This is a genomic window from Vibrio sinaloensis (assembly GCF_000808535.1).
GTDB lineage: Bacteria > Pseudomonadota > Gammaproteobacteria > Enterobacterales > Vibrionaceae > Vibrio > Vibrio sinaloensis_D.
Genome location: NZ_JWLV01000012.1, coordinates 21,996 through 47,429, shown reverse-complemented (window position 1 = coordinate 47,429; position 25,434 = coordinate 21,996). Strand labels below are relative to the sequence as shown.

The following is a 25,434-nucleotide window of genomic DNA, read 5'->3' as shown; positions in this document are numbered from 1 at the left end:
GATACACAGTGTGTATGCAGGAAATAGAAAATCAAAGATTAAGGTTAATTTGCGGTTTTCAACATAGGAAATGAGTTCTCCCTTCGGCGGCCAACTTAAGGTGAGAAAAAAGAAAAAACAGCTATATCCATTTTTAGGAGTTTTTCCATGGACAAAATGTTTAAAGTATCTGCAATTACAGCAGCACTAGTAGGAGCAATCGCAGCGGCTCCAGCTATGGCTAACCAAGATAACTTGGGTCCAGATTACGCAGGTGCGGTTTCAGAATTTTTCGGTGAGTCAGCAATTAGCGGTAACGTGAACTTCTTCATGCGTGATCGTGTTCGCGGCAATGTTGACGCAAATGGTTCTGATACTAAGAAAACAGCTAACTTAGACCACGGTTCTGTGTTTGCAAACCTTGGTTTTAATTCTGGTTACGTTGCTGACACTGTGGGTGCAGACTTTGTTATCTACAGCACGTTCGATATGTGGCAAAACGCGAGCCCAGACCACGAAATGAACTTCTGGGACGTAAGCAGCCCTTACGGTGACGGTAAAGTGGGTGACTGTAAGAAACTTGCGGAAGACCCTGACAACCCTGGTCAAGTAACAAACAACAACTCTAAGTGGAACTCTAACTGTAACAGCAACGGTGTATCGTTCGCGACTGCAGCAGCGAAATTCAAGTTTGGTGATACGGCTACCGCTAAGCTAGGTTACTTCCAACCTTCTGTACCAAGTTCTTTAGGCGTTAACTGGTCATTCGCTCCTGGTACATACCTAGGTGGTGAAGTCGGCGCGAAAGTGGGTGGTTTCGACCTTGGCCTAGTTGTTGCTGAAGAGTACAAAGCTCCTTGGTTCAAGCGTACTTACACTTTCCAAACGACTGATGGCGAAGATGCAGGTGCATTGTACTCTCTAGGTGGTCGTTACACGTTCGATAACGATATCCTTGTTGATGTTGGTTACGGTGCATTGACTGGTGGTGAGCGTAAGAACTTCCACGTTAAAGTTAAAGGCACTACTGATGGCGGCGTTTACTGGTCTCCACAACTATATATCGTAGACGATGAAGAGCAGTACGATAGCACTGCATTCCAGTTAGCGATGCTGACCTCTTTCGCTTCAGGCCAATACTCTTACCGTGCGGAAGCAACGTACACGTCAGCTGAGTCTAATGTTGATGGCGCATCAGGCAACATGGCTTACCGTCTAACAAGCGCTTACGGTGGCTCAAACGGTGCATACGACATCTGGTGGAACAACCGTTCTGACTTTAACCACGACGGCGAATTCGCAGGTTTCCTATCTGCATCTCGTGACTTCTCTGATATCGGCGGTAAAGGCTTTAGCGCAGGTGTAAGTGGTGCATTCGGTTTCGGTGCAGAAGCTGAAGGCTACAAAGATCTTAAAGAGTACGCGTACAGCTTCTTTGCGAACTATGCAATCCAAGCTGGTGCTCTGAAAGATGCGAACATCTCGTTCTACTACACTGAGTACTTCAATGATACAGATGCTCCAAACTGGACTGGTTACACTAACTTGTTCCAAGACGAGACTGATTTCAAACTTATGCTAACTATTCCTTTCGCAGTTAAGTAATAAGTATCTGAACCAGTAATCTAATCTACTGTCTAAAAGCTGAGCGTAATGCTCAGCTTTTTTCGTTTCAATCTGGAGGCTAAAATGACAAAAATATGGTTTGTTCCCTTTGTACTTATCACATTACAAGCATGTACTAGCCAACCAAAAACAGCTGCAGAGTATTGGTATGGTCAGGGCGAACGTTTCGGTTCTCGGGGGTTCCAATATGATAATGATGTACTTGCTGATTTAAAGGAAAAAGTCTCTTTCGATCAAGTGGCTTATGAAAGCGGTTATAAGGCGGGCAAAGAAATCTATTGTGATCCTTTTAAAGCCTTTGAGAAAGGGATTGCAGGAACGCGTTACACGAACCAGTGTGACGGGCAACCTCAAGAAGTAATGATTAAAGCTGAGTGGCAAAGAGGATGGGACGCTTTCTTGGGGGCGGACTTTTACAAGTATTAGCGAATCTAGGCTACGAAGCCAACATAGGACTCAGCTTCGTAGCGTTTCCAGCGTGTTAATTGGACTCTCCTCCATATGCTTTACATAACTCACGTGGAAGATGTTTGACGCTTCCGTCGCTAAACGTGCAATCAATGCCTGCACCAAAGACATGCCCCGCATTTTGAGATGCGTGAGATAGAACCGGACTTATTGCTAATGTTGCAGCGAACAAAATTGATACGAATTTCATAACAGACCTCTAGTCAATTAGTTTAGTAAAGCAAGGTTCGTCAATAAGTATGGTGAGAATTCAGTTAAGATCAAAAAATAATTGAAAAATTCAATTTTTTCGACAATAAATAACCTAGTAACTCTGCTGCGAATTGCGCTCTAAGTTCATGAAATAATCTGTTTGGAAAGGGTAGATGGTATTCTGTCTTTCTAGTTGGTGGAAAATATAGCGTACTTAATTTGTGCTGATTTCGTTGTAAGTTTTTCTTAGTAGAGTAAAAAAGAAAAAAGCGAGGCATTTGCCGCGCTTTTTACGTTTCGTGTGTTTAAAAACTCAATTTTTTTGCTTAATGGTAAGCACGATTCCGTCTACATCGGTAACCACAACTTGGGAGCCTGCTTGCAGAGGAGTATCTGATCTGGCAGTCCAAGTCGTATCTCCTAGCTTGATTCGACCTTTCCCTGAAGGAAAGTCTTCGCTGAGTGTAACGACTTCACCGATTAGCTGCTTTTCTTTTTGGTTGAGCTGGCGTCGCGAATCACTGCGTTTATCCTGTGATAACTGCCTACGCCACCATAACCAAGTCGTGATTAAAGAGAAAGCGCCGAATGAGGTCCATTGAAGTTGCCAACTCATCGGCACAACCGTTAAAACAGCACCAACAATTAATGCTGACAAACCCAGCCAGAGGAAATATCCTGCGGTACCGAGCAGTTCAACAGCGAGAAGTGCCAGACCAAATGCCAACCAGTGCCAATGATTAATTGAATCAAGTAACTCGAACAAAATCGCCTCTACTTATCTTGTTTAGACTGATGCTTGAACATCTCCGCAATACCAGCCACTGAGCCCATCAAACCAGATGCTTCAAGAGGAAGCATGATGATCTTACCATTTTCAGCTTGCCCAATGGATTTAAGTGCATCGGTATAGCCCTGTGCGATAAAGTAGTTCACCGCTTGCATATCACCTTTTGAAATTGCCTCAGAAACCATCGCGGTTGCTTTCGCTTCGGCTTCTGCTGCGCGTTCACGAGCTTCTGCTTGAAGTATAGCGGCTTGCTTGTCCCCTTCCGCCTTTAATATCTCGGATTGCTTGTGGCCTTCCGCTTTAAGGATTTCAGCTTGTCGAACGCCTTCCGCTTCCAAAATATCAGCACGCTTATTACGTTCTGCTTTCATTTGTGCATTCATCGCAGCAGTGAGGTCTGCTGGGGGCTGAACATCTTTGATTTCAATTCGAGTCACTTTCACGCCCCATGGGTTTGTCGCATCGTCAACAATGGTCAATAAGCGACTGTTTATGAGGTCTCGCTGGCTCAGCATTTCATCAAGCTCCATAGAGCCCAATACGGTACGAATGTTAGTTAGTGTTAAGTTTCGGATGGCATGTTCTAAGTCATTAACTTCATAGGCCGCTTTTGGCGCGTCAATGACTTGAACAAAACACACGGCGTCGATGGTTACGTTCGCGTTGTCCTTTGAAATGACCTCTTGTGCTGGAATATCGAGAACCCGCTCCATCATATTGACCTTATGACCAATCCCATCGATGAAGGGGATAATCATATTGAGACCGGGACGAAGTGTATGCGTATAGCGCCCAAAGCGTTCCACCGTCCAATGGTTGCCCTGAGGGACCGTTTTCACGGCAGCAATGATGAGTGCAATGATAACGAAGAGCAATACACCGATGGTAATCAACGAATCAATAGCCATTTTGAGTTCCTTATATCAGTATCTATGTCGATTGTTGCCTATTTAACCACTTGAAACAATGACAGAAATGAGAACTAAAGCTAAGTTTCGATAGAATAAAAGCCGGATAAACCGGCTTTAACTGCATGATTTAGAAGGTGCTAATGGACGACTAGTAAAGAATGGAGTAGAGCTGTCGGCGGTATTTCCCCGCAATTGGGTTACCTTGCCCAAGTGCCGCCAGAATATCCATAAATGATTTTTTGACTTCACCGTCGAGCGCGTTGAGGTTAGTCTTTAGGTAACTCCAAAGTAACTCTAGCGCCTCTTCATCACGGTTCACTTGATGGTACGCGAGTGCTAATTTGTTTGCGATGTCTGCGTCCTCAGGCGCTTGACTAAGAGACGCTTCTAACGATTGGATCTCTGGGCTATTCGCCGCTTGAGCGTGCAGCTCTAACTTAGCGATGAGGCCTTTGTAGAAATTGTCTTGATACTCAAGTGGGATGTGCTCAAGTAGCGCTTTCGCTTGGTCAAGTTTCTGGGTTTCTAGATAACAACTGGCTAACGCGAGTTTCACGTCACCTTTTTGTTTAACGGTGTTATCTAAACCTTCAAGCAAAGGTAAAGCTTGTGCGTGCTCACCAGATTGGATGAGTTCGCTTGCTTGCTTTAGGATCATTTCATCTTGACTAGGTAGGTGCTTGGTAAGCATCTCTTTAATGGTTTCGATAGCTTGAGGGCCGCCCATACCATCAACGGCTTGGCCATTAATGAACAGTGCGATGGTTGGAATGGCTTGAACGCCAAACTGGCTCGCTATCATTTGCTCTTGTTCGCAGTTAAGCAACGCGAGTGTAAAGGCACCGTTGTATTGCTGAGCAAGCATCTGCAGATCAGGGATCACTTGAGCACTTTCTTGGCTAATTGGAGCCCAGAAATGCACCAGTACGGGAGTTTGCATTGAGCCTTCAAGCACTTGGCGGAAGTTCTGTTCATTAAGCTCGACAATAAAAGGTGATTGCATGTAAAGAGTCCTTGCACTTTGTTCGTACAAAGAAAGATATGGGCACAGCAGAGAGACTTCAAGGTAAGGGGCTGAATAATACAAAAACACCGCCAATTTGGCGGTGTTTTTGCGACTAAATTGCAAGCGAAGGTGTTTATAGAACGATAAACAGAGTTAGCGCAACACCCACACCGATCCAGTTGAGTTGGTTAAGTGTCATGTTATTTTACCGAATGTAACGCTTTAATTATGTGGAAGAGCAATCTTCAGTGACTAAGATAACGTCCAATTATTACGATAAAATTACATCGACTCGTTATTTTTTATGCTGCTCGTCGCAATATCTGATCGAGCACTCGGGTTGGTAGTAGACGCTTTAACAAGGCGAAGACTTTTGTGGGGGTCGTAACGCGATAGCGTATCTTGGGGGGGGATGCTTCCAGGGCATGAATGAGCGGAGCAACACAAGATTCGGCTGGCAGCACAAATGCGTTGTTGGACGATTCGTTTTCAAGCCTTTGCAATTGAGATTGATATTCTGCTTTATGACAACTGTTTTCGGTATCTACCCATTTAAGAAAGGCATTCTTCGCATTGGCTCTGAATTGAGTTTCAATTGGCCCCGGTTCTATCAGACTAATGTGAATATCTGTCTCACAAAGCTCTAATCTCAAGGTATCGGTCCAACCTTCTAAAGCAAACTTGGAAGCATTGTAAGCGCCACGATATTTCATGGCTGCAAACCCTAGAACAGAACTATTTTGTACAATGCGTCCGTGACCTTGTTTACGCATGATAGGTAATACTTGAGTTACCAACTCATGCCAACCAAAGAAATTCGTTTCAAACTGAGTTCTTAGCGCTTGCGTGGGTAAATCTTCAAGGGCTCCCGGTTGCCCATATGCGCCATTGTTAAATAGAGCGTCTAGCTTGCCGCCTGTTATCGCTAACGCCGCTTGCAGACCATTAGAGATGCTCTCGCTATCGGATAGGTCGAGTTGTACACAATGGAGTCCTTCCTCTTTTAGCCGTTGTACATCTTTTTGCTGTCGGCATGACGCAATCACTTGGTATCCACGTTGATGTAATGCGTGAGCACAAACGTACCCGATTCCAGTCGAACAACCGGTGATTAAAATGGTCTTCATCAGTTTCTCTTACTCTACTTATCCTTGATCTTGGATAGAGTAAAAGATTAGTCATGATGTTGTAACAAGTTTTTCAACGCGGGTTCAATTCGTGAGTAACTGAAGCGAAAGCCGAGTTCTGTCAGCTTTTTGGGTTTTGCCCTAAGGCTATCAAACAGAAGCGTTGAGCTTTCTCCCATTGCTAGCTTGAGCACCCATTTCGGCGTAAACAAAAAATGAGGGCGCTTTAACGACTTGGCAAGCGTTTTACTAAATTGGGCGTTGGTGACAGGGTGAGGGGCACAGAGGTTGAACTCTCCGTCTGCGTGTTCTGTTTTCAGTAAATAGACGATGGCTCTCACCATGTCCAACATGTGTATCCACGGCATGTATTGCTTGCCACTACCAATAGGACCACCTAATCCGCACTTGTAAGGCAGCAGCATTTTGTTTAACGCTCCACCTTCCGGCGCCAGTACAATTCCGGTGCGTAAGATACACACTCGGGTTGACTCGGAGCGAGCACGATTTGCGATGGTCTCCCATTTGGCGCATACGTGGTGAGGAAAACTGTCATTATGGACATGCAGCGCTTCATCAAACGGATGCTCCTGTTGATCACCGTAGTAGCCGACTGCAGAGCCGCTGATAAACACTGATGGTGGAGATGTACTCGCGTGAATGAGATCAACGATTTTTTCAGTTAACGTCCAACGGCTATCACAAATCTCTTGTTTTTGTTTTTTACTCCAACGCTTATCGGCAATCGGTTCTCCAGCAAGGTTAATGACTGCATCAAACTCATTTAAATCGTGGTAGGCATCGAGGCTCGATATGTAAGAGACATTTCCCATATCAGCGAAATAGACAATGGATTTTGCAGTTTGTGGCGAGCGAGTAAGTAACACTACGTCGTGTGTGGTGAAGTGTTTAAGTAACTCTTTGCCAATAAAACCTGTACCACCGGTTAGTAGTATTTTCATCCATCTCTCCTTTTCCTCCTATGCTGACCAATAGGAACGCCATTTTTTACTAATGCTAATAATTATAGCGAGTTAGCACAAAATAGGATCACCAATTGATGCGGCACAACGATTATCACAAAATTAACATTTTGTTACGTTTATTGATTTTCGCGTAATGTAAGTCACACCAAAGCACGGTTTCATTTGCCATCATTGATGAAAGATTCGGGATAGGGATGCACGATGGAAGCAATTACAGCGCTAATTAAAGCGTTTCTTGGAAGTTTGAGGGATTTACTTCCCATAATTGCAGTGATTGCTTTTTTTCAGCTATTGGTTCTTCAAGAGCCGTTGCCAAATTTGTTGTCTATTTTGATCGGGCTGCTGTTGGTTGTTTCTGGTTTGACGCTATTTATATTTGGCCTTGAGATGGGGTTGTTTCCAATTGGTGAGTCCATGGCTCAGTCGTTCGCTCGCAAGGGCAGCGTTTTTTGGCTTATGTTGTTCGCCTTTTGCCTTGGCTTTGGCACAACTGTCGCAGAGCCCGCATTGACAGCGGTCGCCGATGAAGCGGCTGAAGTTGCCGCAGAAGGCGGAATGATAGAGCACAGCCCCAACGCGATGGAGCAGTATGCAGACGGCTTGCGATTTACTGTGGCTTTGTCGGTGGGTTTCGCGATCATGCTTGGCGTGCTTCGGATCTTAAAAGGTTGGTCGATTCAATACATGATCATCGGCGGCTACATTGGTGTCGTTATTCTCACCATGTTTGCGCCAGAAAGTATTATCGGGGTGGCATATGACTCAGGGGGCGTCACGACATCGACCATTACAGTCCCTTTGGTGACGGCATTGGGAGTAGGGCTTGCCTCTGCAATTAAAGGGCGTAACCCCATGATTGACGGCTTTGGCTTGATTGCGTTTGCCTCCCTGTTACCGATGATGTTTGTCATGATCTATGGAATGGTGATCGCATGATAGATGTTTCTCAGTTTATCGATACCTTCATCGGTACGGTTCGCGATGTATTTCCGATCGCCACCATCATCTTTGGTTTTCAGTTTGTGGTTTTACGCAAGCCCGTCAACAACCTAGCCAAAGTGCTTTTGGGCTTTCTCTATGTGATTCTGGGTTTGTCTCTGTTTCTTATCGGGCTTGAGATGGCACTTTTTCCACTTGGCGAAACCATGGCAGTGCAGCTGACAGCGCCCGAATTTTTGTCTCAGTTTAAGATATCAGAGAGTAGCGGCGTTAGTTGGCCTGACTATTACTGGGTTTACTTGTTTGCCTTTTGCATAGGTTTTAGTACCACGATTGCCGAGCCGTCACTTATCGCTGTCGCCATCAAGGCGAATCAAGTGTCTGGTGGGGCGATTAGTGTTAATGGCTTACGGATCGCGGTGGCGCTTGGCGTGGCCATCGGTATTTCTCTTGGCAGTTACCGTATTGTCGCGGGGGATCCTATCCATTACTACATTATTGCTGGCTACATCGTGGTTGTGATTCAAACCTTCTATGCCCCCAAATTTATCGTGCCGCTGGCTTATGATTCTGGCGGCGTCACAACGTCTACTGTTACGGTTCCTTTAGTTGCCGCTCTGGGGTTGGGGTTGGCATCGACGGTTCCGGGGCGAAGTCCGATGATTGATGGTTTTGGCTTGATTGCCTTTGCCAGCCTTTTTCCAATGATTTCCGTGATGGGCTATGCCCAGTTAACTCGTCGACTGGATCAAAAGTCGGTGAAAGAGGAGAGCGATGATGCGCTTTAAATTGATTCTAGCTTTTGTTGAAGACAGTAAAACCGACAAGGTTTTGGATGCGGCGAGAGATGCCGGAGCGACAGGAGCAACGGTGATTAATAATGCCAGAGGAGAGGGGTTGAATAAGAAGCGCACCTTCTTTGGTTTAACGCTAGAAGTGCAAAGAGATGTGTTGCTGTTTGTGGTCGAAGAGCATTTGTCTCGGCATATTCTTGAAACAATCAACGATGTGGGGGAGTTCGATCAGGAGTCGGGGCAAGGTATTGCAGTCCAGATTGATATAGAAGACGCGGTCGGTGTCGCACATCAAGTCGAGCAATTAACAAAAGTGGTTGAGGATGAGTTATGAGTAGTCATGAGAAGATCCGAGTTAGAGACGTAATGGCAAACAATTATGTCATGATTGATGGCCTCAGGACGGTAAGTGAAGGCATTGATTTAGCCAGAGAACATCGGGTTAAGGCGCTGGTGGTCAATAAGCGAAATGATGATGACGAATATGGTTTGGTATTGATGAACGACATTGCGAAAAAAGTATTGGCAAAGAACCGTTCACCAGAAAGAACCAATCTATACGAAATCATGACAAAGCCTGCGCTCAGCGTCTCTCCGGACATGAATGTGAAGTATTGCGCAAGGCTGTTTGAGCGATTTGGCATTAGCCGCGCGCCTGTGATTGATAACGGTGAAGTCATCGGCATGGTCAGCTACAACAACATTGTGATTAACGGCATGGCTAGGATGACGGAGAACCGCTAATTACGTACAATGCCCTCATTATTTTTGAGGAGACTGTGTTGTGAAGCTGTTTTTTGCCTCTGATTTGCATGGCTGTTTGCCTGCAACTGATAAGATGTTAGCGGAGTTTGAACGTTCTGGTGCACAAACTTTGGTTCTGTTGGGTGATGTATTGAATCATGGCCCAAGGAACCCTGTTCCGGAAGGGTACAATCCACCACAAGTTGCACAGCGATTAAACCAGTACTCAGATCGTATTATCGCTGTGCGCGGTAACTGTGATAGCGAAGTGGATCAAATGCTACTCTCGTTTCCGATGATGATGGACTATGCATGGGTGCTTCTCGAGTCGGGGCAACGCCTGTTTCTGACTCATGGACATCTTTATAACGCAGCTAAACGCCCAGCATTGCGCAGTGGTGATGCAATCGTCCATGGCCATAGCCACGTTCCTGTTGCGATGCGAGATGGCGAGCAGTTTATCTTTAATCCAGGTTCAGTGACGTTTCCTCGTGAAGGGTATGTGGCGAGCTTTGGGTTGCTGGAGAACGATACGCTCTCTGTTGTCGCTTTTGGCGGTGAAACCATCGCATCGGTATCGTTGTGTTGATGTTGATTAAGGCAGCGTTGGGCTGCCTTATTTACTGTCTGAGTGACCTAAATCTCGCTCGGGATCGATAAGGTCTCGAACTCGCTGCTTTAACACTTTGGCTTCTGGAAAGCCGCCATCTCGTTTCCTCTCCCAAATCAACTGGCCATTGCAGTGGATCTCGAACCGACCGCCAGTATCGGGATGGAGAGAGACGGATTCGATCTCTTCACTGAATGTATGCAGCAACTCCTGTGACAGCCATGTCGATCTCAACATCCAGTTACACTGGCGGCAATAAAATATGTCGATAATGGCTTTGTCCATCTATATCTCTCCATCTAAAGTAGTAATTTGATGCCTATGGCAAACGTCAACAGCTCGAAGCAAACTTTAATAAACTGATTGCTGTAGCGAGTTGTTAAATAGGCTCCCAAGCTACCGCCGGCTAAAGAGCCGAGCAGCAGTACAGGTAGCCAAGGCCAATATATTGGTGCACCAGCCTGAACAATGGCCAGTCCACCAATCCCGTTCCAAAACAAACCGACACAGATTAAGGTCAGTGCAACGGCTTGTTTGTAGCTGTAGCCAAACCAACGCACCAGAAATATGGTTACCAATAAGCCGGACCCTGCGGTTAATGAGCCATTAATTATGCCAATGATCATTAATCCTATTCCACCTATAAACCAACCTGTCCGGGTTCGATGAATCGGTGTTTCTTGCTGGCCAAGCTGCTTCTTGAACCGTGAATAAATACCAATCGCCAATATCATCACCCCGAGGAGTGTCTCGGCGATGTCTGTGGGAATCAAAAGGACGATGTTTGCTCCGATAACGGCCCCAATGCTGCCAACAGCAACAACATACAGGGCGACACGGTAGTCAAAAGTTCGGTTTCTTATGTGTGTAAAAGCCGCGCCGATACCCAGTGCTACGCTAGCCACTTTATGTGTTGCTAAAGCTACGGAGAATGGAAGACCCAAAAATATCAGGAGAGGAAATTGCAGTAAACCCGCGCCGCCACCAGAGAGTGAGGCAAGTGTATTGGCGAGAAAAGAGCCCCAAAAAAGGCCAAAGGTGTTTATCCAGTCCATTAGGTTTACGCAAAAAGGGGCGTCCTGCCCCTTGGTTGGTTGTTAGTTTGAGAAAAGAACCGTGGAGCCGTGGCTTAAGCTGGTCAATAGTAATGTTTTATTGTTGACGATGTCGATGCGTCTGCTTTGCTGGGCGTCCATTTTGAAAAGTTGAGTAATAAGCTCTAGCTGCTGCGGCGTGAACTCTTTGCTTTGAGCGGCAGATATGTCTTTAAACTCTATTGGATTCACCAACAAATAGTTGTCACTAATATCCCACTCTCCGGTTTCAGAAATATTGATCACGACGTCGTTTTCTTCTATGTCGCTATCGTCTGCAAATAGGCGAACGGTTGAAACGCGAATGTAAGTTTGGTTAGGCAGGTACTTCACATTAGACGTCACATCCGCTTTTCGCAGAGGTCCAACAGACTCTTCTTGTTGCTCTTGAAGCGGGGTAGCAATCACGGTCACCATTTTTGACTGCCACTCTTTAGAAGTCAGAACTTGTTCAACTTTGAGGTCGCTTCCCCAGTAAAGCCAACTGCTGAAAAGAGCGGAAACAACCAGTAGGCCTGCGGCTAATTTTTGATTCATCGTCATATATCCTATTGGCAAACTTTACCGAGATCTTTTTGCTCAGCGAAAATACGCAGTGTGATGTTTTCACCTGAATGTTCAAGTGAGTGAATGTAATTCAACACCAACTGGTTGTTTTGACCGCCAGTTGCAATCACTTCAATCGGTGCAAGTGCTTCGGTATGAGTCTCGTTGTATCTTTTGACACATTGCTCAATCGACGGATACCAACTGGTTAGGTCAGGATGGTTAATTGGCGTCTTTATCGTTGTGTTGTCAAACACGGCAATTTGGCGGAATTTGGACTCTGCAGGGTTGGTCAGTAATACCACGCTGAGCGGCAAAAACAGCGCCAATAGGATGATAATACGACTGATGAGTTTGCTTTTCGGTGTCACTGCAGGCGCAGTTGCCGCAGGAGGCGTGACACTGTTTTCTTCAGTAACGGTTAGATTCTCTTGAAGCGTTGACTCTTCAACCGCTTCTAAATCAACGTCTGTTGACTCTGGGGGTAGAGTCTCGGCTTGGTTTTCGCCACTCATCAACGGAGTGGTTCGCTCGACACTTGTGATCAATTGGTAGCCGCGTTTTGGCACGGTTTTCACATACTGGGGAGATTTAGTCGAGTCTTTTAGCAGTTTACGCAGTGTGGATATCGCCTGAGTTAGGCTCGAATCATCCACTTCAAAACCTTGTCTGCGCCATACAAAGTCATGCAGGTCGTTGCGAGAGATCACTTCATTGGGTTTCTCGCACAGTAGAAGCAGAATTCTACTTTCGTTACTGCCTAAGCGAATGAGCTCGTCTTCACACTCTCTATCGATAAGAGAATTAGTATTTGGATCGAACGTGAATCGGTTCGCTAAATTGAACTTAGTACCTATATTGCTCATCAATTTCGGCCATTATTATTGAAGTTTCAGGTAAGTAATTTCACCGTTGGGGCGGTGTACAAGTCGATAGTATGACTGATTTTTAGTTTTTTTGATTTTTTCGGGGTACAAGGATAGTCAAGTTTGAAGTAAAAAAACACTGTTTTTATCTATTTTGACCTTGAATTTACATTTGTCACCCTCATGTTAACTTGCAGATTAACTTTGTCAAAACCTCTCCAACGCTGAGAGGGTTGATTGGTATAGGTGTAATGGAGCGAACATGAGCGAAACAGCAACACAAAACAAAGAAACTCGTGGTTTTCAATCTGAAGTCAAACAGTTACTTCACCTGATGATTCATTCTCTTTACTCAAACAAAGAGATTTTCCTACGTGAGTTGATTTCTAACGCATCGGATGCATCCGACAAGCTGCGTTTTCAAGCCTTATCTAACCCTGAGCTTTACCAAGGTGATGCAGACCTAGGCGTAAAGCTGTCTTTTGATGAAGATGCCAACACGCTAACCATCTCCGACAACGGCATCGGCATGAGCCGTGAAGACGTAATTGAACATTTGGGCACAATTGCTAAATCTGGTACGGCGGAGTTCTTCTCAAAGCTGTCTGAAGACCAATCGAAAGACTCGCAACTTATCGGTCAATTCGGTGTTGGCTTTTACTCAGCGTTCATCGTTGCGGATGCGGTAACTGTGCGCACACGCGCTGCAGGTTTAGAGGCTGAGCAAGGTGTTCAGTGGCACTCGGCGGGTGAAGGTGAATACACCATCGAAGATATTTCCAAAGCGTCTCGTGGTACTGACATCATCCTGCACATGCGCGAAGAGGGCAAAGAGTTCCTGAATGAGTGGCGCCTACGTGAAGTGATCAGCAAATACTCAGATCACATTGGTATCCCGGTTTCCATCCAAACAGCAGAGCGCGATGACGAAGGCAAAGAAACGGGTGAGAAAAAGTGGGAGCAAATCAACAAGGCTCAAGCGCTTTGGACTCGCAACAAATCAGACATTACTGACGAAGAATACCAAGAGTTTTATAAGCATGTTTCCCATGATTTTGCCGATCCGCTAGTATGGAGCCACAACCGCGTAGAAGGTAAAAACGATTACACCAGCCTGCTGTACATCCCATCGAAAGCACCGTGGGATATGATGAACCGTGATCATAAATCGGGTCTTAAATTGTACGTTCAGCGTGTGTTTATCATGGACGACGCTGAGCAGTTTATGCCGTCATACTTGCGTTTTGTTCGTGGTTTGATTGATTCAAACGATCTACCGCTGAACGTTTCGCGTGAGATTCTGCAAGACAACAAAGTGACACAGTCGCTCCGTAATGCCTGTACTAAGCGCGTATTGACGATGCTAGAGCGTATGGCGAAGAATGATGAAGAGAAGTATCAATCATTCTGGAAAGAGTTTGGTCTTGTGTTAAAAGAAGGCCCAGCAGAAGACATGGCCAACAAAGAAAAAGTGGCTGGTCTACTGCGTTTCGCTTCTACAGAGGTCGACTCTGCTGAGCAGACTGTGAGCCTTGCGTCTTATGTTGAGCGCATGAAAGAAGGCCAGGACAAGATCTACTACCTCACCGCAGACAGTTACGCGGCGGCGAAGAATAGCCCTCACTTGGAGCAATTCAAAGCCAAAGGCATCGAAGTAGTTCTAATGTTTGATCGCATCGATGAGTGGTTGATGAACTACCTGACTGAGTTTGACGGCAAGCAGTTCCAGTCGATCACGAAAGCGGGTCTTGATCTCAGCAAGTTCGAAGACGAAGCGGAAAAAGAAAAGCAGAAAGAGACGGAAGAAGAGTTTAAATCCGTTGTTGAACGCACGAAAGCGTACTTGGGCGATCGCGTGAAAGAAGTTCGTACGACGTTCAAGCTTGCGTCAACACCTGCTGTGGTTGTCACCGATGACTTTGAAATGGGAACGCAAATGGCGAAGCTTCTTGAAGCTGCAGGTCAAGCAGCCCCAGAAGTGAAGTACATTTTCGAGATTAACCCAGAGCATGCGCTGGTTAAGCAAATGGCGGACGAAGCGGATGAAGAAGCCTTCGGTCGTTGGGTGGAAGTGCTGCTTGGTCAAGCAATGCTCGCTGAGCGTGGGTCGATGGCCGATCCATCTCAGTTCTTAGGTGCAATCAACTCGCTTTTGACTAAGGGCTAACACGCTAAAATCAATGAAAAGCTCGCAACTTGCGGGCTTTTTGATTTATTTGCGCTTATCGTGAATAAAACGCTTATAAATCGCCATTAAGTGTGAGTGTTTAAGCATTCTTTAGTCTAAATTCACGCTTCGACAAAGTATTGTATGATAGAATGCAATCTTGAAACGAAGCGAACGGGCGTGTAATGTGCACGCCTGTTTTATTGTTAAACGTTTGAACCGTTATACCGAAACTTACCTTGAAGCGTGACAAAGTCAGTCATAGTGAGCTTCGGTATAAATCATCATTTTCTTAAGAGGATTCAACATGCGCATCATTCTTCTAGGTGCTCCAGGTGCAGGTAAAGGCACACAAGCTAATTTCATCATGGAAAAATACGGTATTCCGCAAATCTCTACTGGTGACATGCTGCGTGCTGCTATCAAAGCAGGTACAGAACTTGGCAAACAAGCTAAAGCTGTAATCGACGCTGGTCAGCTAGTTTCTGATGAAATTATCCTTGGTCTAATCAAAGAGCGTATTGCTCAAGATGACTGTGAAAAAGGTTTCTTGCTAGATGGCTTCCCACGCACAATCCCTCAGGCTGATGGTCTAAAAGAGATGGGCGTTGATGTAGACTACGTGATTGAATTCGATGTCGCTGATGACGTGATTGTTGAGCGTATGGCGGGTCGTCGTGCTCACTTGGCTTCAGGCCGTACTTACCACATTGTTTACAACCCACCTAAAGTGGAAGGTAAAGATGACGTGACTGGTGAAGATCTTGTTGTTCGTGATGACGACAAAGAAGAAACTGTTCGCGCTCGTCTAGGTGTATACCACGAGCAAACTGCACCACTTATCAATTACTATGGTAAAGAAGCAGAAGCAGGCAACACCAAGTACTTGAAATTTGACGGTACTAAGCAAGTTGCAGAAGTTAGTGCAGATATCGAGAAAGCACTAGCATAAATTGCTAACCGCGATTTTTGAAAATTTGTTATAGTGAAGGCGGCCCAATAGGGTCGCTTTTTTTTTGCTTATTAGGTTGATCTTTAACGATCTTCTTTCCGTAAAGAACCATTTAAGTGTAGATAGGAAGTTATGCAGAACAATAAGAAACAAGGTGTGCTGTTGGTCAATTTAGGCACGCCAGATGAACCTACAGCTCCTGCAGTGAAACGCTTTTTAAGTCAGTTTTTGCATGACCATCGTGTGGTTGATATGACTCGTTGGTTGTGGTGTCCGATTCTGCACGGTGTGATATTGCCAATACGCTCACCAAAAGTTGCGAAACTGTACCAAACGGTTTGGATGGAGGAGGGTTCTCCTTTGATGGTTTATTCCCAACGTCAGGCTAGTAAGCTAGAAAAGCAACTCGATATGCCTGTGGAGCTTGGGATGACTTACGGAAGCCCAAGTTTGCAGACTGGCGTTGAAGCTTTGCTTGCGCGCGGCGTAGAGGAAATCACGGTATTACCACTTTACCCGCAATATTCTGGAACAACCACGGCTGCGGTTTCCGATGGTTTAACCAAAGCGTTCAAGGCCATTCCGGTTATGCCTCAATACCGTTTTGTTCGTGATTATCACGACCATCCTTTATACATCAAGGCACTGGCGGAGAGCGTAAAGCGCTCGTGGGAGAAAAATGGCCAAGGGGATTACTTGCTGTGCTCTTATCATGGCATTCCGAAGCGCTATGCTGACAACGGTGATATTTACCCTCAGCACTGTGAGCGCACGACGGAGCTACTCGGGAAAGAGCTAGGTCTAAGCAGTGAACAAATTGGTATGACCTACCAGTCACGTTTTGGACGAGAAGAGTGGTTGCAACCATACACTGATAAAACATTGGAGAAGCTTCCAGCCAAAGGTGTTAAGAAGCTCAATATCATGGCGCCAGCATTTTCTTCGGACTGCTTAGAAACGCTAGAAGAGATTTCGGAACAATGTTTGGAGATTTTTACCGAACATGGTGGTGAGCGCTTTACTTATATTCCATGTCTGAACGATGATGATCGACATATTGAGATGATGTCAGATTTAGTCTCACGCTAATTCTATTGTTATCAACGAGAAGCTGCCTAAAAGGCAGCTTTTTTTGTTATTGAGCCGTCTAGATACGTTGAAATGTCTGTCCAAGTCCAAATTAACGCGCCAAATCAGCTATTGATAGACGTGATTATTCAGTGATCGAGATCGAATTATTATTATTGAAAATTAAGTGAAAGCTAAATTCGGTGTGCCGCAGATAACGAATTTTGATCACTAACTACCTAAATGCGTGACTCGAATCACTATAGGTTTATTTAGGAGTTTTTAAGTTACTGAATTATAGGTGTTAAATTAGTTTTTTCTTTTTGACAGTGAAGCAGATCGCACAAAGTTTTGATTTATTTTTTATCGTAAATTTAATCCGCCAAGATACCCATCAAGCCAGGGAGGCAACTCTTCTTTGCGGTCTGAGGTGATGAATTACCCAAATAAGAACCGCGGCTAACTTTAATGATTAAGGCAGATTTTCATGAAAAAACTATTTACTTTAAGTGCGCTTTCTCTTGCTTTCGCTTCTACTGCATTCGCGGGTTCTTCATATGTAACAGGTAACGTACAGTTTCATTCCGATGATCTCCATGGCTCAGATGTGACATCTACATTAGAAGCAGGTCATACGTTTGATAACTCGATTGGTGGCTTTACGGTTTACACAGAGTTCGATGGCATTCAGTTAGGGGACTTATCAACTGAGCGTGAAAATGTGGGCACAGCCGACAACCCAATTTACACCAATGGTAGCTCTTCGAGTGCATATGTCACTATTGGTGGTGAGCAGTCGTACAATATTACCGATAACTTGTGGGTAGCAGCAGGCTACCAACATCTCTTGTCTGAAGGTGAGAGTGTTCAATACCGCCCGCTAGTTAAAATTGGCTACAACTTTGACAACGGTCTATCGATCAGCAACCGTACCCGTGCTCATATCGATGCAACGGATGCGGATAACGATACTGATTTCCGCATGGACAACCGCATTGCTTACACGGTGAATGAAGAGCTGGCGCTTAGCTACAATAACGTTTACATGATTGATGCGTCCGTTATGGACCACGAGCTTCGCGCAACATGGACGCGTAAAGGTGTCCAACCGTATTTTGAGTACCGCAATCAAGCAGACAATGAGAACAATGCTTTTGTTTTCGGTGCTTCATACGGCTTCTAAAGAACTTTAATACTGTCCTTTAACAAAAAGCCCAGCAGTCATGCTGGGCTTTGCTGTTAGTTCCCTTTGTAGTGGCGATACTCAAAGACTTGGCCTTTCTCATTGAATGCGTAGACAGAGTACTCGTCTTTCTTATCTCCGTACTCCATACCTGGCGACCCCATTGGCATTCCTGGTACTGCCAAGCCTTTTGCATTTTTCGGCGGGTTGTCGAGGAACGCTTTGATATCATCTGCTGGAATATGACCTTCAAACACAAAGCCATTAATTTCGGCTGTATGGCAAGACGCCAGTTCCGGTTTTACCCCTAACTTCTGTTTAATAGGGTTCATGTTTTCATGCAGTTTTTCTTCGACATTAAACCCAGCTTCTTGCATATGTTTTGTCCACTCCGTACAGCAACCGCAGTACGGGGACTTATGGTTGAGCACGTCGGCCGCGAGAACGTGGCCAGACATTAGAGCAAGAGTGGTAAGAGCAATTAGTTTTCTTTTCATAGTAACCTCTACAAGCGAGAAGACGCTTTAAATAATCTTAGACGATTTGCATTACTGACAACGGTAATCGAAGACATTGCCATGGCAGCTCCAGCGACAACGGGGCTAAGTAAAAAGCCAAACGCTGGGTAAAGCACACCTGCAGCGACAGGGATGCCAAGGGAGTTATAAACAAAGGCGCCAAACAAGTTTTGTTTCATGTTTTTCACCGTGGCTTTTGATAATTCAATCGCATTGACCACAGCAAATGGTGAAGAGTTGAGCAGAGTCATCTGTGCGCTTTCAATGGCGACATCACTTCCGCTTCCCATTGCGATACCGATATCGGCTAGAGCCAAGGCTGGTGCATCATTGACACCGTCACCGATCATAGCAACACGCTTACCTTGTGCTTGTAAATCAGCGATATGCTGCGCTTTCTCATCAGGTAATACTTGCGAGATCACTTGCTTAATCCCTAACTGATTGGCTATCGCAGATGCAACGTGGTGATTGTCGCCTGTCAGCATCACAGGCGTTATCTGGATGCTTTTCAATGCTTGGATAGCGGCTGCCGCGTCCTCTTTGATTGGATCTGAAATTGCGATCAATCCAAGGACCTGCTCATCTAGGGAAACAATGATTGGTGTCCAGGCTTTCGAGTTGCACTCGACAATGGATGTCTCACATTGAGTTAAATCCCAACCCTGTTGCTGTGCCACCGGTAAAGATACCGCCGACAACTTCTTACCTTTTAGTTGAGCCGTAACGCCTTTACCGCGCAGGTTTTGAAAGTTATCGACCTCCTCAAATTGAAGGTTTCTACTCGTTGCTTCGTGGACGATCGCTTTCGCAAGAGGGTGCTCGGAGTGTCTTTCCAGTGATCCCGCGAGTGAGAGTAACCACTCACTGCCATTGTTGATAGCAAAGACATGCTGAACCGTCGGCTTTCCTTGCGTCAATGTCCCTGTTTTATCGAATACCACAGTATTGATTTGGCTTGCGGACTGAAGGACATCAGCATCTTTGATTAAAATTCCTAGCTCGGCAGCCTTGCCCACACCGACGGTAACCGACAGTGGTGTTGCCAATCCTAGCGCACATGGGCATGCGATGATCAATACGGTTGTTGCGACGACAAGCATATAGCTGGCTTTCGGATCTGGACCGACAAAATACCAAATGGCCGCAGATACCAAAGCGATGGCAACGACGACAGGTACAAAGATTGAAGAGATTTGGTCTGCGAGCTTAGCGATGGCAGGTTTACTGCTTTGTGCTTCTCTCACCATTGAAATGATTCGAGATAGCATGGTGCTACTGCCGACACTGTTTGCTTCTATAAGTAGTGTTCCATCTTGGTTTATGGTTCCCGCAGAGACAAACTGCCCTTTGTCTTTATGGCAAGGAATCGGTTCTCCTGTCAGCATCGATTCATCAACGTATGATTCGCCAGACAGAACTGTGCCATCGACAGGTACTTTCTCGCCGGGCTTAATGCGCAACATCATTCCTGCGGTAATATTTTTGATCGAAATGACAGCATCTCCGTTTTCGGTGACGACTGTCGCTTCATTAGGTTGAAGGTTAATCAGCGCTTGCAATGACTGCGTGGTTTTCGCTTTTGCTTTCGCTTCAATATAGTGACCTAGAGAGATGAGACCAACGATCATCGCACTGGCTTCAAAATAGACATGGCGTGATGATGCTGGGAACCAACTTGGGACGAGCACGACCAACATAGAAAATAGCCAAGCTGCACCTGTACCCAATGCAACCAGAGTGTCCATCGTTGCGCGCTTGTGGGTCAGTGCTTGCCATGCGTTAGTAAAAAAGCTACGTCCTGCCGTTGCCAGCAACCATAGGCAAACAACCCCGACGATTGCCCAAGCGAATTGATCCTGACTATTGCGGATCATCATATTGCCACCGAACACTCCCCATAGCATCAGTGGGGCGCCGATCAGCATACCATGCCAGGCATTCTTTTTGTGGTGGCTTTTCAACGCTTCTTGCTGTTCTATCTGCTTTTGCTGCTGTACATCTAGGTCTTCGATGATTTCGGCTTGATAGCCGGCGAGTGTCACTGAGGTGATCAACTGCGCGTTCAGTTCCTCACTGCGACGAGTTGCCATTACCAAAGCACTTTGCTCTGCGAGGTTTATCTGCGCTTTGGTCACACCATCTACGGCCAGCAATGCTTTTTCAACCGATGCGACACAGCTAGCGCAGGTCATCCCATTGATAAGCAGATGGGTAGTGGATGTGTTCTGTGCTTCCTGTGAGATCTCTTCAGAATAGGCCGAAGAAGAGGAGTCGATCGCGACGTGTTGTTCTTCCTCTATAGTCTTTTCCCATTGCTGTGCCTGATAGCCTAACTGTTTAACCAACTCAATGACATCTGATTGAGTCAAGGCGGTGTGAAGGGTCAGCTCCGTTTTGTTTGCAGAGAATGTAGCCACGAGCGGGTGTTCACAGAGCGCTGCCTCAAGCTTGGCAACACACTTACCGCAGTTGAGGCCACTTAAAGAAAGGTGGTGGTGATAGCCAGAACGATAGGATAGGGCTTCAATCGATTGATTCACCTCATCAAACGAGCTGTCACTTTTAAACTCGACTCGATGAGGGGAGAGATCGGTGATCACTGCTTTATGTTGTTCAACCAAAGCCTTCTCTACTTTTCTGGCGCAGCCCATACAGTTGAGCCCATGCAGCGGAATATCAAATCGAAGCATAATTTTATTCTCTAAACCATCAACGTTTACTGAGAATAAACCTTACCGCAAGGGGAAGGTCAAGTATTCAGTTCCTCCATTAAAAACGTCAATTTTGCTTCAAGCTGTGAAAGAGTTGACCTATTTTTATGCGAGCAATTTCAAAGATTTATTCTGTGTTTTCTAAAGTTCCGTAAAACAACAAAAAAGTTGCGTGATCGCCATAACGAATTCGTCTGACTGCGTGCTTATTTAATCGCTAGTAATCTAAATTGACGTTTTTGTCGAAAAAATAAATTCTCCTAACTATCTGTATATAAACGTTTTTTGTTTATTGTTCTTTTTTGATTTTGAACTAGAGCAGACTATTTTTGCTTTGATTTCTTAACGCGAAAAAAGTTTGCCAACATTCTCCCCGTCCATAAATAGTCCCCCTGCAAAATCAGTGAGTTAGCGATTTTACAAGGGAAAGGAAATTAAAATTCTTAAATAGGGGTTAAATCTTATGTCTCATTTCAAAAAGACTCTACTAGGCGCAGTGATTGCAGCAACTACCATGGCCGCTGGTACTGCGCATGCATATATGATTGGTGATCCAAACGATGCAAACGTAGAAGTGTATGGTGTAGTGTCTATTTCAGCTGTGGATTACAACGCGAAAAAGTTTGATGCTACCGGTAAAGAAGTTGATGGCGACGGAATGGTACTAGAGAACGAATCTCGAGTAGGTTTCCGCGCAGCAAAAACCATGAACGATAGTTTAGAAGCATTCATGCAAATTGAATCAGGCTGGGTCTTGGATGACGGTGCTAAGCTCGGTAACCGTGATACGTTCGTGGGTTTCCGTGGTGACGATTGGGGTTCAGTACGCTTTGGTCGCATGTTAACGCCAATGTATGAGCTAGTCGATTGGCCGTACTCAGCGTCAAACATGGGTACAACATTTGACCGTGGTTGGAGAGCTGGCGAGCGTTTTAACTTTGACCGTAAGAGCCAAATGGGACGTTACGATTCACCAATGTTTGGTGACATGGTGAAGTTTAGCTTAGCGGGTGGTAACGGTAGCTCAAACTCTGCTGACTCAATGTTTGTTGGTGGCTCTGTTTCTGTTACGCCTATCGATCGACTAACAGTTCATGCGGCATTCGAAGCGGCAAATGAAACTGAGTTTGATACTGATCTAATTGGCGATACAAGCGCATTCTTCGGTGGCTTCCAATTCAATCTAATGGATAACTGGAACGTTGCTGGTGCATACAAAACGGCTGGTTTTGAAGCTGACAAGAAAGGTGGCACTTATGAAGAACGTGAAATCGACGCATTCTCTCTGCAAACCAACTACTTTATGGGTGATTTCAACTTCCGTTTAGGTTACGCAAACCAAACTGGTGACACAGATAGCAAGTCTGATAAAGAACTTGATTTTACAACAGTAACTGGTGAAGTTGGCTACTCAATGAATTCTGTTTACACCTTCGTTCGTATCGCACAGCATAGCGGCACATACCGCAGCGACACTGAACTAGCGGGTAAAGAGTACGATGATCTTATGATCCGCGTGGGTACTGAGTGGACATTCTAATCATTTGATTAAGACTTGGCGGGCAATGTTGTCCGCCTTTTTCCGTTTGTGCTAGAGAGATAAATAATGATGAAGAAGAGTTTAGCTGTTGTATTGATGGCTTTTGTAACCAGTTTGGCCAACGCTCAAGTTACGATTCAAACGGATAATCGCGTTGAGATTTTGGCGGTCAATCAGAACATTAACCAGATACCGAATCGTGGCAAAGGTGATTTGAAAATTGCCAACGGAGAGAACCAACTACTACTAAGAGTTACTGCGCTCGTCGATGGCAATGGGGGTAAAAGCAAGTTCAATTCATTGCCAATGGTAGTGAAGTTTACTGCCAATGACGAAACGTTGAAGTTTGAAACGCCCTTTGCGATTCGTGATGAGCGAGCGGTTCGTAACTTTGAAAAACAACCCAGTGTAAAAGTGACTCGTAACGGTCAACAGGTGGATGTCACAACGGACATCATTTTTGATCAGACTTTTGCGCTGATAAAAGACTATGACGAAATGCTCGCTGGTTACAATCAAGCTGGTGGCAAAGCGGCGATTCAAGAGAATATGGTTCGAAATCAAGTGGTGTTGGATAAACCGTTAAACTCAAGCACGAGTTCGACCAAGTTAGCATCCACCAGCGCGCTTCAAAGTGATTTCTTGTCTATGTCGCCACAACAGCGCCAAGAGTTTATCGCTTGGGCGGTAAAACATATCAACGATTGATTGTAGATTTGCATATCGGTGCTAAAATAACGCGCAATTTTGGCACTGCCCTCGATAAGTTAGGGCGTGCGGTCATCTAGACAATCAAGGTATTTATACATGACGGTTAAAACTCGTTTTGCTCCTAGCCCAACAGGCTACCTTCACGTTGGTGGTGCGCGTACTGCACTTTACTCATGGCTATACGCTAAAGCTCAAGGCGGTGAATTCGTTCTACGTATCGAAGACACTGACTTAGAACGTAACTCTCAGGAAGCGGTTGATGCGATCCTTGAAGGTATGCAGTGGATGGGACTTGAGTGGGATGAAGGTCCTTACTTCCAATCAAAGCGTTTTGACCGTTACAACGAAATGATTGACAAGCTGCTAGCTGAAGACAAAGCATACAAGTGTTATGCGTCTAAAGAGCTGCTTGAAGAAATCCGCGCAGAGCAAGAAGCGGCGAAAGAAATGCCACGTTACGATGCTAATCACCCTAAAGTCGTGGCGGCAAATGCAGCGGCGAAAGAAGGCGACGCATTTGTGGTTCGTTTCCGTAACCCGAAAGAAGGCAGCGTAGTATTTGATGACCAAATTCGCGGTCGTATTGAAATATCTAACAGCCAGCTGGACGATTTAATCATTCGTCGTACCGACGGTGCGCCAACTTACAACTTTGTTGTTGTTGTCGATGACTGGGATATGGGCATCACGCATGTTGTTCGCGGTGAAGACCACATCAACAACACGCCTCGTCAAATCAACATCTATGAAGCTCTGGGTGCTCCGGTTCCAACTTTCGCTCACTGTGCAATGATCTTGGGTGATGACGGTGCGAAGCTATCTAAGCGCCATGGCGCTGTTTCAGTGATGCAATACCGCGATGAAGGTTACCTACCAAATGCACTTAATAACTACTTAGTGCGTCTAGGTTGGTCTCATGGCGACCAAGAAATCTTCTCTCGTGAAGAAATGATCAATCTGTTTACGCTCAATGCTATTTCTAAATCTGCATCGGCATTTAACACCGACAAGTTGCTTTGGTTGAACAACCACTACATCAAGACCTCTGAGCCAGAATATGTTGCAGAGCACTTGCAGTGGCATTTAGATAACCAGAACCTAAATATTGAAAACGGTCCTGCAATTACAGAAGTGATCAAACTGGTTGGTGAGCGTTGTAACACTCTTGTTGAGCTGGCAGAGCAAATTCGCTACTTCTACGAAGATTTTTCAGAATTTGAAGCGGGTGCGGCGAAGAAGCACCTACGCGGCGTTGCCAAAGAGCCTCTAGAGCTTGCTCTTGCTAAAGCGGAAGCGTTAGCAGAGTGGACAACGGCAAACATTAAAGAAGGGGTTATTGCCGCTGTTTGTGAAGAGCTAGAAATCGGCATGGGTAAAATTGGTATGCCATTGCGCGTTGCAGTAACGGGTGGTGGTCAGTCTCCATCTGTTGACGCTGTTATGGAGCAGATTGGTAAAGAGCGTTGTGTTGCTCGTATCAAGATGGCGCTTGAATTCATCGCTGAGCGTGAAGCAAACGCATAACAACACCGATAAGGTTGAGCCGCAGTGTAAATACTGCGGCTTTTTTTTGCGCGCAATTTTATTTGCTGTGTTAAGGAGGTTTCTGTCACTGCATATTTGCATGATTGTTTCGTTGAGCAACGAGAAGGGCTACTTGGTTGAGATCAGATTTAGTACATCATTGAAAATACAACAGTTAATAACCTCCCAACTTGGTCTAGTTTTGTGTTTCAAAAGTGAGAATGTGTACAGGTTTGTCGATAAACGTTAATTATGTTGTCATTCGATTTGTACTAATAATGAGATAAGGTATATCTTATTAACTGTTCATACCGTAACAGTTTGTTATTGAGTGTGAGATAAATTACGTGATGTATATTTTGCGTATCAATAAGGAAAT

24 protein-coding genes and 2 pseudogenes are annotated in these 25,434 nt (G+C 45.3%); 15 read left to right on the top strand and 11 right to left on the bottom strand.

The genetic code is table 11. The features are described 5' to 3' along the window. The first annotated feature begins 147 nt into the window (after positions 1–147). Both RJ47_RS08970 and RJ47_RS08965 read left to right on the top strand, forming a co-directional pair. Positions 148–1,584 (top strand): hypothetical protein, encoded by a 1,437-nt coding sequence (locus tag RJ47_RS08970; protein WP_005474812.1) that lies wholly within the window; start codon positions 148–150, stop codon positions 1,582–1,584. Positions 1,585–1,668: 84 nt separating this feature from the next. Further along, positions 1,669–2,031, top strand: coding sequence for a DUF2799 domain-containing protein (locus tag RJ47_RS08965; protein ID WP_039483598.1), 363 nt, complete (start codon positions 1,669–1,671; stop codon positions 2,029–2,031). A gap of 547 nt (positions 2,032–2,578) precedes the next feature. Here RJ47_RS08965 and RJ47_RS08960 read toward each other — a convergent pair. From RJ47_RS08960 to RJ47_RS08940, 5 genes are all read right to left on the bottom strand, one after another. After that, positions 2,579–3,031, bottom strand: coding sequence for an NfeD family protein (locus tag RJ47_RS08960; RefSeq protein ID WP_039483360.1), 453 nt, complete (start codon positions 3,029–3,031; stop codon positions 2,579–2,581). An 8-nt stretch (positions 3,032–3,039) separates the two neighbouring features. Then, the gene (locus RJ47_RS08955; RefSeq protein ID WP_005474731.1) at positions 3,040–3,963 is read right to left on the bottom strand and encodes an SPFH domain-containing protein; all 924 of its coding nucleotides are present in this window, start codon (positions 3,961–3,963) and stop codon (positions 3,040–3,042) included. A 151-nt stretch (positions 3,964–4,114) separates the two neighbouring features. Continuing rightward, positions 4,115–4,969, bottom strand: a complete 855-nt coding sequence (locus tag RJ47_RS08950; RefSeq protein ID WP_039483359.1) for a thioredoxin family protein — start codon at positions 4,967–4,969, stop codon at positions 4,115–4,117. 305 nt (positions 4,970–5,274) lie between these two features. After that, the gene (locus tag RJ47_RS08945) at positions 5,275–6,102 is read right to left on the bottom strand and encodes an SDR family oxidoreductase (protein WP_039483356.1); all 828 of its coding nucleotides are present in this window, start codon (positions 6,100–6,102) and stop codon (positions 5,275–5,277) included. A gap of 44 nt (positions 6,103–6,146) precedes the next feature. Beyond that, complete coding sequence (locus tag RJ47_RS08940; RefSeq protein ID WP_038139430.1) at positions 6,147–7,061, bottom strand: TIGR01777 family oxidoreductase; 915 nt, start codon at positions 7,059–7,061, stop codon at positions 6,147–6,149. A gap of 225 nt (positions 7,062–7,286) precedes the next feature. On the opposite strand from RJ47_RS08940, the gene RJ47_RS08935 reads away from it, so the two are divergent. The 5 genes from RJ47_RS08935 to yfcE are packed head-to-tail and all read left to right on the top strand — an operon-like array spanning position 7,287 to position 10,151. Further along, positions 7,287–8,021, top strand: coding sequence for a DUF1538 domain-containing protein (locus tag RJ47_RS08935; protein ID WP_039483352.1), 735 nt, complete (start codon positions 7,287–7,289; stop codon positions 8,019–8,021). Beyond that, positions 8,018–8,812: a DUF1538 domain-containing protein gene (locus tag RJ47_RS08930; RefSeq protein ID WP_005474773.1), complete on the top strand. Its 795-nt coding sequence runs from the start codon at positions 8,018–8,020 to the stop codon at positions 8,810–8,812. Before RJ47_RS08935 ends, RJ47_RS08930 begins: the two co-directional genes overlap by 4 nt. Beyond that, a complete protein-coding gene (locus RJ47_RS08925) occupies positions 8,802–9,152 on the top strand; it encodes a P-II family nitrogen regulator (protein WP_005474733.1) in 351 nt (116 codons plus the stop codon). Before RJ47_RS08930 ends, RJ47_RS08925 begins: the two co-directional genes overlap by 11 nt. Beyond that, positions 9,149–9,562 carry a CBS domain-containing protein gene (locus tag RJ47_RS08920; protein WP_038139422.1) on the top strand — a complete coding sequence of 138 codons (414 nt, stop codon included), beginning with the start codon at positions 9,149–9,151 and terminating at the stop codon, positions 9,560–9,562. The genes RJ47_RS08925 and RJ47_RS08920 overlap by 4 nt, the downstream gene beginning before the upstream one ends. A gap of 40 nt (positions 9,563–9,602) precedes the next feature. Continuing rightward, positions 9,603–10,151 carry a phosphodiesterase gene (yfcE, locus tag RJ47_RS08915; RefSeq protein WP_039483349.1) on the top strand — a complete coding sequence of 183 codons (549 nt, stop codon included), beginning with the start codon at positions 9,603–9,605 and terminating at the stop codon, positions 10,149–10,151. 27 nt (positions 10,152–10,178) lie between these two features. On the opposite strand, the gene RJ47_RS08910 is transcribed toward yfcE, so the two are convergent. The 4 genes from RJ47_RS08910 to RJ47_RS08895 are packed head-to-tail and all read right to left on the bottom strand — an operon-like array spanning position 10,179 to position 12,678. Next, the gene (locus tag RJ47_RS08910; RefSeq protein ID WP_005474717.1) at positions 10,179–10,457 is read right to left on the bottom strand and encodes a SelT/SelW/SelH family protein; all 279 of its coding nucleotides are present in this window, start codon (positions 10,455–10,457) and stop codon (positions 10,179–10,181) included. Positions 10,458–10,471: 14 nt separating this feature from the next. Further along, positions 10,472–11,227 carry a sulfite exporter TauE/SafE family protein gene (locus RJ47_RS08905; RefSeq protein ID WP_039483346.1) on the bottom strand — a complete coding sequence of 252 codons (756 nt, stop codon included), beginning with the start codon at positions 11,225–11,227 and terminating at the stop codon, positions 10,472–10,474. Between the two features lie 42 nt (positions 11,228–11,269). Further along, a complete protein-coding gene (locus RJ47_RS08900; RefSeq protein ID WP_005474725.1) occupies positions 11,270–11,803 on the bottom strand; it encodes a regulatory protein ToxS in 534 nt (177 codons plus the stop codon). 11 nt (positions 11,804–11,814) lie between these two features. Then, the gene (locus RJ47_RS08895) at positions 11,815–12,678 is read right to left on the bottom strand and encodes a winged helix-turn-helix domain-containing protein (protein ID WP_039483343.1); all 864 of its coding nucleotides are present in this window, start codon (positions 12,676–12,678) and stop codon (positions 11,815–11,817) included. 262 nt (positions 12,679–12,940) lie between these two features. Between RJ47_RS08895 and htpG the strand changes: the two genes are divergently transcribed. From htpG to RJ47_RS21635, 5 genes and pseudogenes are all read left to right on the top strand, one after another. Further along, on the top strand, positions 12,941–14,845 hold the full coding sequence (gene htpG, locus RJ47_RS08890) for a molecular chaperone HtpG (RefSeq protein ID WP_038139412.1): 1,905 nt from the start codon (positions 12,941–12,943) through the stop codon (positions 14,843–14,845). 307 nt (positions 14,846–15,152) lie between these two features. Continuing rightward, positions 15,153–15,797 (top strand): adenylate kinase, encoded by a 645-nt coding sequence (gene adk, locus RJ47_RS08885; RefSeq protein WP_005474729.1) that lies wholly within the window; start codon positions 15,153–15,155, stop codon positions 15,795–15,797. Between the two features lie 132 nt (positions 15,798–15,929). Beyond that, positions 15,930–16,886, top strand: a complete 957-nt coding sequence (gene hemH / locus RJ47_RS08880; RefSeq protein WP_039483340.1) for a ferrochelatase — start codon at positions 15,930–15,932, stop codon at positions 16,884–16,886. Positions 16,887–17,352: 466 nt separating this feature from the next. Then, a pseudogene (locus tag RJ47_RS21640) lies at positions 17,353–17,572 on the top strand (porin); the annotation flags it as partial. A gap of 71 nt (positions 17,573–17,643) precedes the next feature. After that, positions 17,644–18,048 (top strand): annotated as a pseudogene (locus RJ47_RS21635) (oligogalacturonate-specific porin KdgM family protein); the annotation flags it as partial. Positions 18,049–18,104: 56 nt separating this feature from the next. On the opposite strand, the gene RJ47_RS08870 reads toward RJ47_RS21635, so the two are convergent. Continuing rightward, positions 18,105–18,545, bottom strand: coding sequence for a DUF411 domain-containing protein (locus tag RJ47_RS08870; protein WP_038215476.1), 441 nt, complete (start codon positions 18,543–18,545; stop codon positions 18,105–18,107). Positions 18,546–18,553: 8 nt separating this feature from the next. After that, the gene (locus RJ47_RS08865; RefSeq protein WP_039483336.1) at positions 18,554–21,259 is read right to left on the bottom strand and encodes a heavy metal translocating P-type ATPase; all 2,706 of its coding nucleotides are present in this window, start codon (positions 21,257–21,259) and stop codon (positions 18,554–18,556) included. Positions 21,260–21,743: 484 nt separating this feature from the next. Between RJ47_RS08865 and RJ47_RS08860 the strand changes: the two genes are divergently transcribed. The 3 genes from RJ47_RS08860 to gltX all read left to right on the top strand — a co-directional run bounded on the left by RJ47_RS08860 (position 21,744) and on the right by gltX (position 25,055). Beyond that, positions 21,744–22,820 carry a porin gene (locus RJ47_RS08860; RefSeq protein WP_038139399.1) on the top strand — a complete coding sequence of 359 codons (1,077 nt, stop codon included), beginning with the start codon at positions 21,744–21,746 and terminating at the stop codon, positions 22,818–22,820. Positions 22,821–22,886: 66 nt separating this feature from the next. Then, complete coding sequence (locus RJ47_RS08855) at positions 22,887–23,528, top strand: DUF2057 family protein (protein ID WP_082016331.1); 642 nt, start codon at positions 22,887–22,889, stop codon at positions 23,526–23,528. 99 nt (positions 23,529–23,627) lie between these two features. Continuing rightward, positions 23,628–25,055 carry a glutamate--tRNA ligase gene (gltX, locus tag RJ47_RS08850; protein WP_038139397.1) on the top strand — a complete coding sequence of 476 codons (1,428 nt, stop codon included), beginning with the start codon at positions 23,628–23,630 and terminating at the stop codon, positions 25,053–25,055. Positions 25,056–25,434: the final 379 nt, after the last annotated feature.

Coding starts and splice junctions, on each gene's coding strand:
- RJ47_RS08855 (WP_082016331.1), top strand. CDS start 22,887: ATGATGAAGAAGAGTTTAGCTGTTGTATTGATGGCTTTTGTAACCAGT.
- RJ47_RS08930 (WP_005474773.1), top strand. CDS start 8,018: ATGATAGATGTTTCTCAGTTTATCGATACCTTCATCGGTACGGTTCGC.
- RJ47_RS08925 (WP_005474733.1), top strand. CDS start 8,802: ATGCGCTTTAAATTGATTCTAGCTTTTGTTGAAGACAGTAAAACCGAC.
- hemH (WP_039483340.1), top strand. CDS start 15,930: ATGCAGAACAATAAGAAACAAGGTGTGCTGTTGGTCAATTTAGGCACG.
- RJ47_RS08955 (WP_005474731.1), bottom strand. CDS start 3,963: ATGGCTATTGATTCGTTGATTACCATCGGTGTATTGCTCTTCGTTATC.
- RJ47_RS08970 (WP_005474812.1), top strand. CDS start 148: ATGGACAAAATGTTTAAAGTATCTGCAATTACAGCAGCACTAGTAGGA.
- RJ47_RS08860 (WP_038139399.1), top strand. CDS start 21,744: ATGTCTCATTTCAAAAAGACTCTACTAGGCGCAGTGATTGCAGCAACT.
- RJ47_RS08950 (WP_039483359.1), bottom strand. CDS start 4,969: ATGCAATCACCTTTTATTGTCGAGCTTAATGAACAGAACTTCCGCCAA.
- RJ47_RS08910 (WP_005474717.1), bottom strand. CDS start 10,457: ATGGACAAAGCCATTATCGACATATTTTATTGCCGCCAGTGTAACTGG.
- RJ47_RS08900 (WP_005474725.1), bottom strand. CDS start 11,803: ATGAATCAAAAATTAGCCGCAGGCCTACTGGTTGTTTCCGCTCTTTTC.
- gltX (WP_038139397.1), top strand. CDS start 23,628: ATGACGGTTAAAACTCGTTTTGCTCCTAGCCCAACAGGCTACCTTCAC.
- RJ47_RS08905 (WP_039483346.1), bottom strand. CDS start 11,227: ATGGACTGGATAAACACCTTTGGCCTTTTTTGGGGCTCTTTTCTCGCC.
- RJ47_RS08935 (WP_039483352.1), top strand. CDS start 7,287: ATGGAAGCAATTACAGCGCTAATTAAAGCGTTTCTTGGAAGTTTGAGG.
- htpG (WP_038139412.1), top strand. CDS start 12,941: ATGAGCGAAACAGCAACACAAAACAAAGAAACTCGTGGTTTTCAATCT.
- RJ47_RS08895 (WP_039483343.1), bottom strand. CDS start 12,678: ATGAGCAATATAGGTACTAAGTTCAATTTAGCGAACCGATTCACGTTC.
- RJ47_RS08965 (WP_039483598.1), top strand. CDS start 1,669: ATGACAAAAATATGGTTTGTTCCCTTTGTACTTATCACATTACAAGCA.
- RJ47_RS08865 (WP_039483336.1), bottom strand. CDS start 21,259: ATGCTTCGATTTGATATTCCGCTGCATGGGCTCAACTGTATGGGCTGC.
- adk (WP_005474729.1), top strand. CDS start 15,153: ATGCGCATCATTCTTCTAGGTGCTCCAGGTGCAGGTAAAGGCACACAA.
- RJ47_RS08870 (WP_038215476.1), bottom strand. CDS start 18,545: ATGAAAAGAAAACTAATTGCTCTTACCACTCTTGCTCTAATGTCTGGC.
- RJ47_RS08920 (WP_038139422.1), top strand. CDS start 9,149: ATGAGTAGTCATGAGAAGATCCGAGTTAGAGACGTAATGGCAAACAAT.
- RJ47_RS08940 (WP_038139430.1), bottom strand. CDS start 7,061: ATGAAAATACTACTAACCGGTGGTACAGGTTTTATTGGCAAAGAGTTA.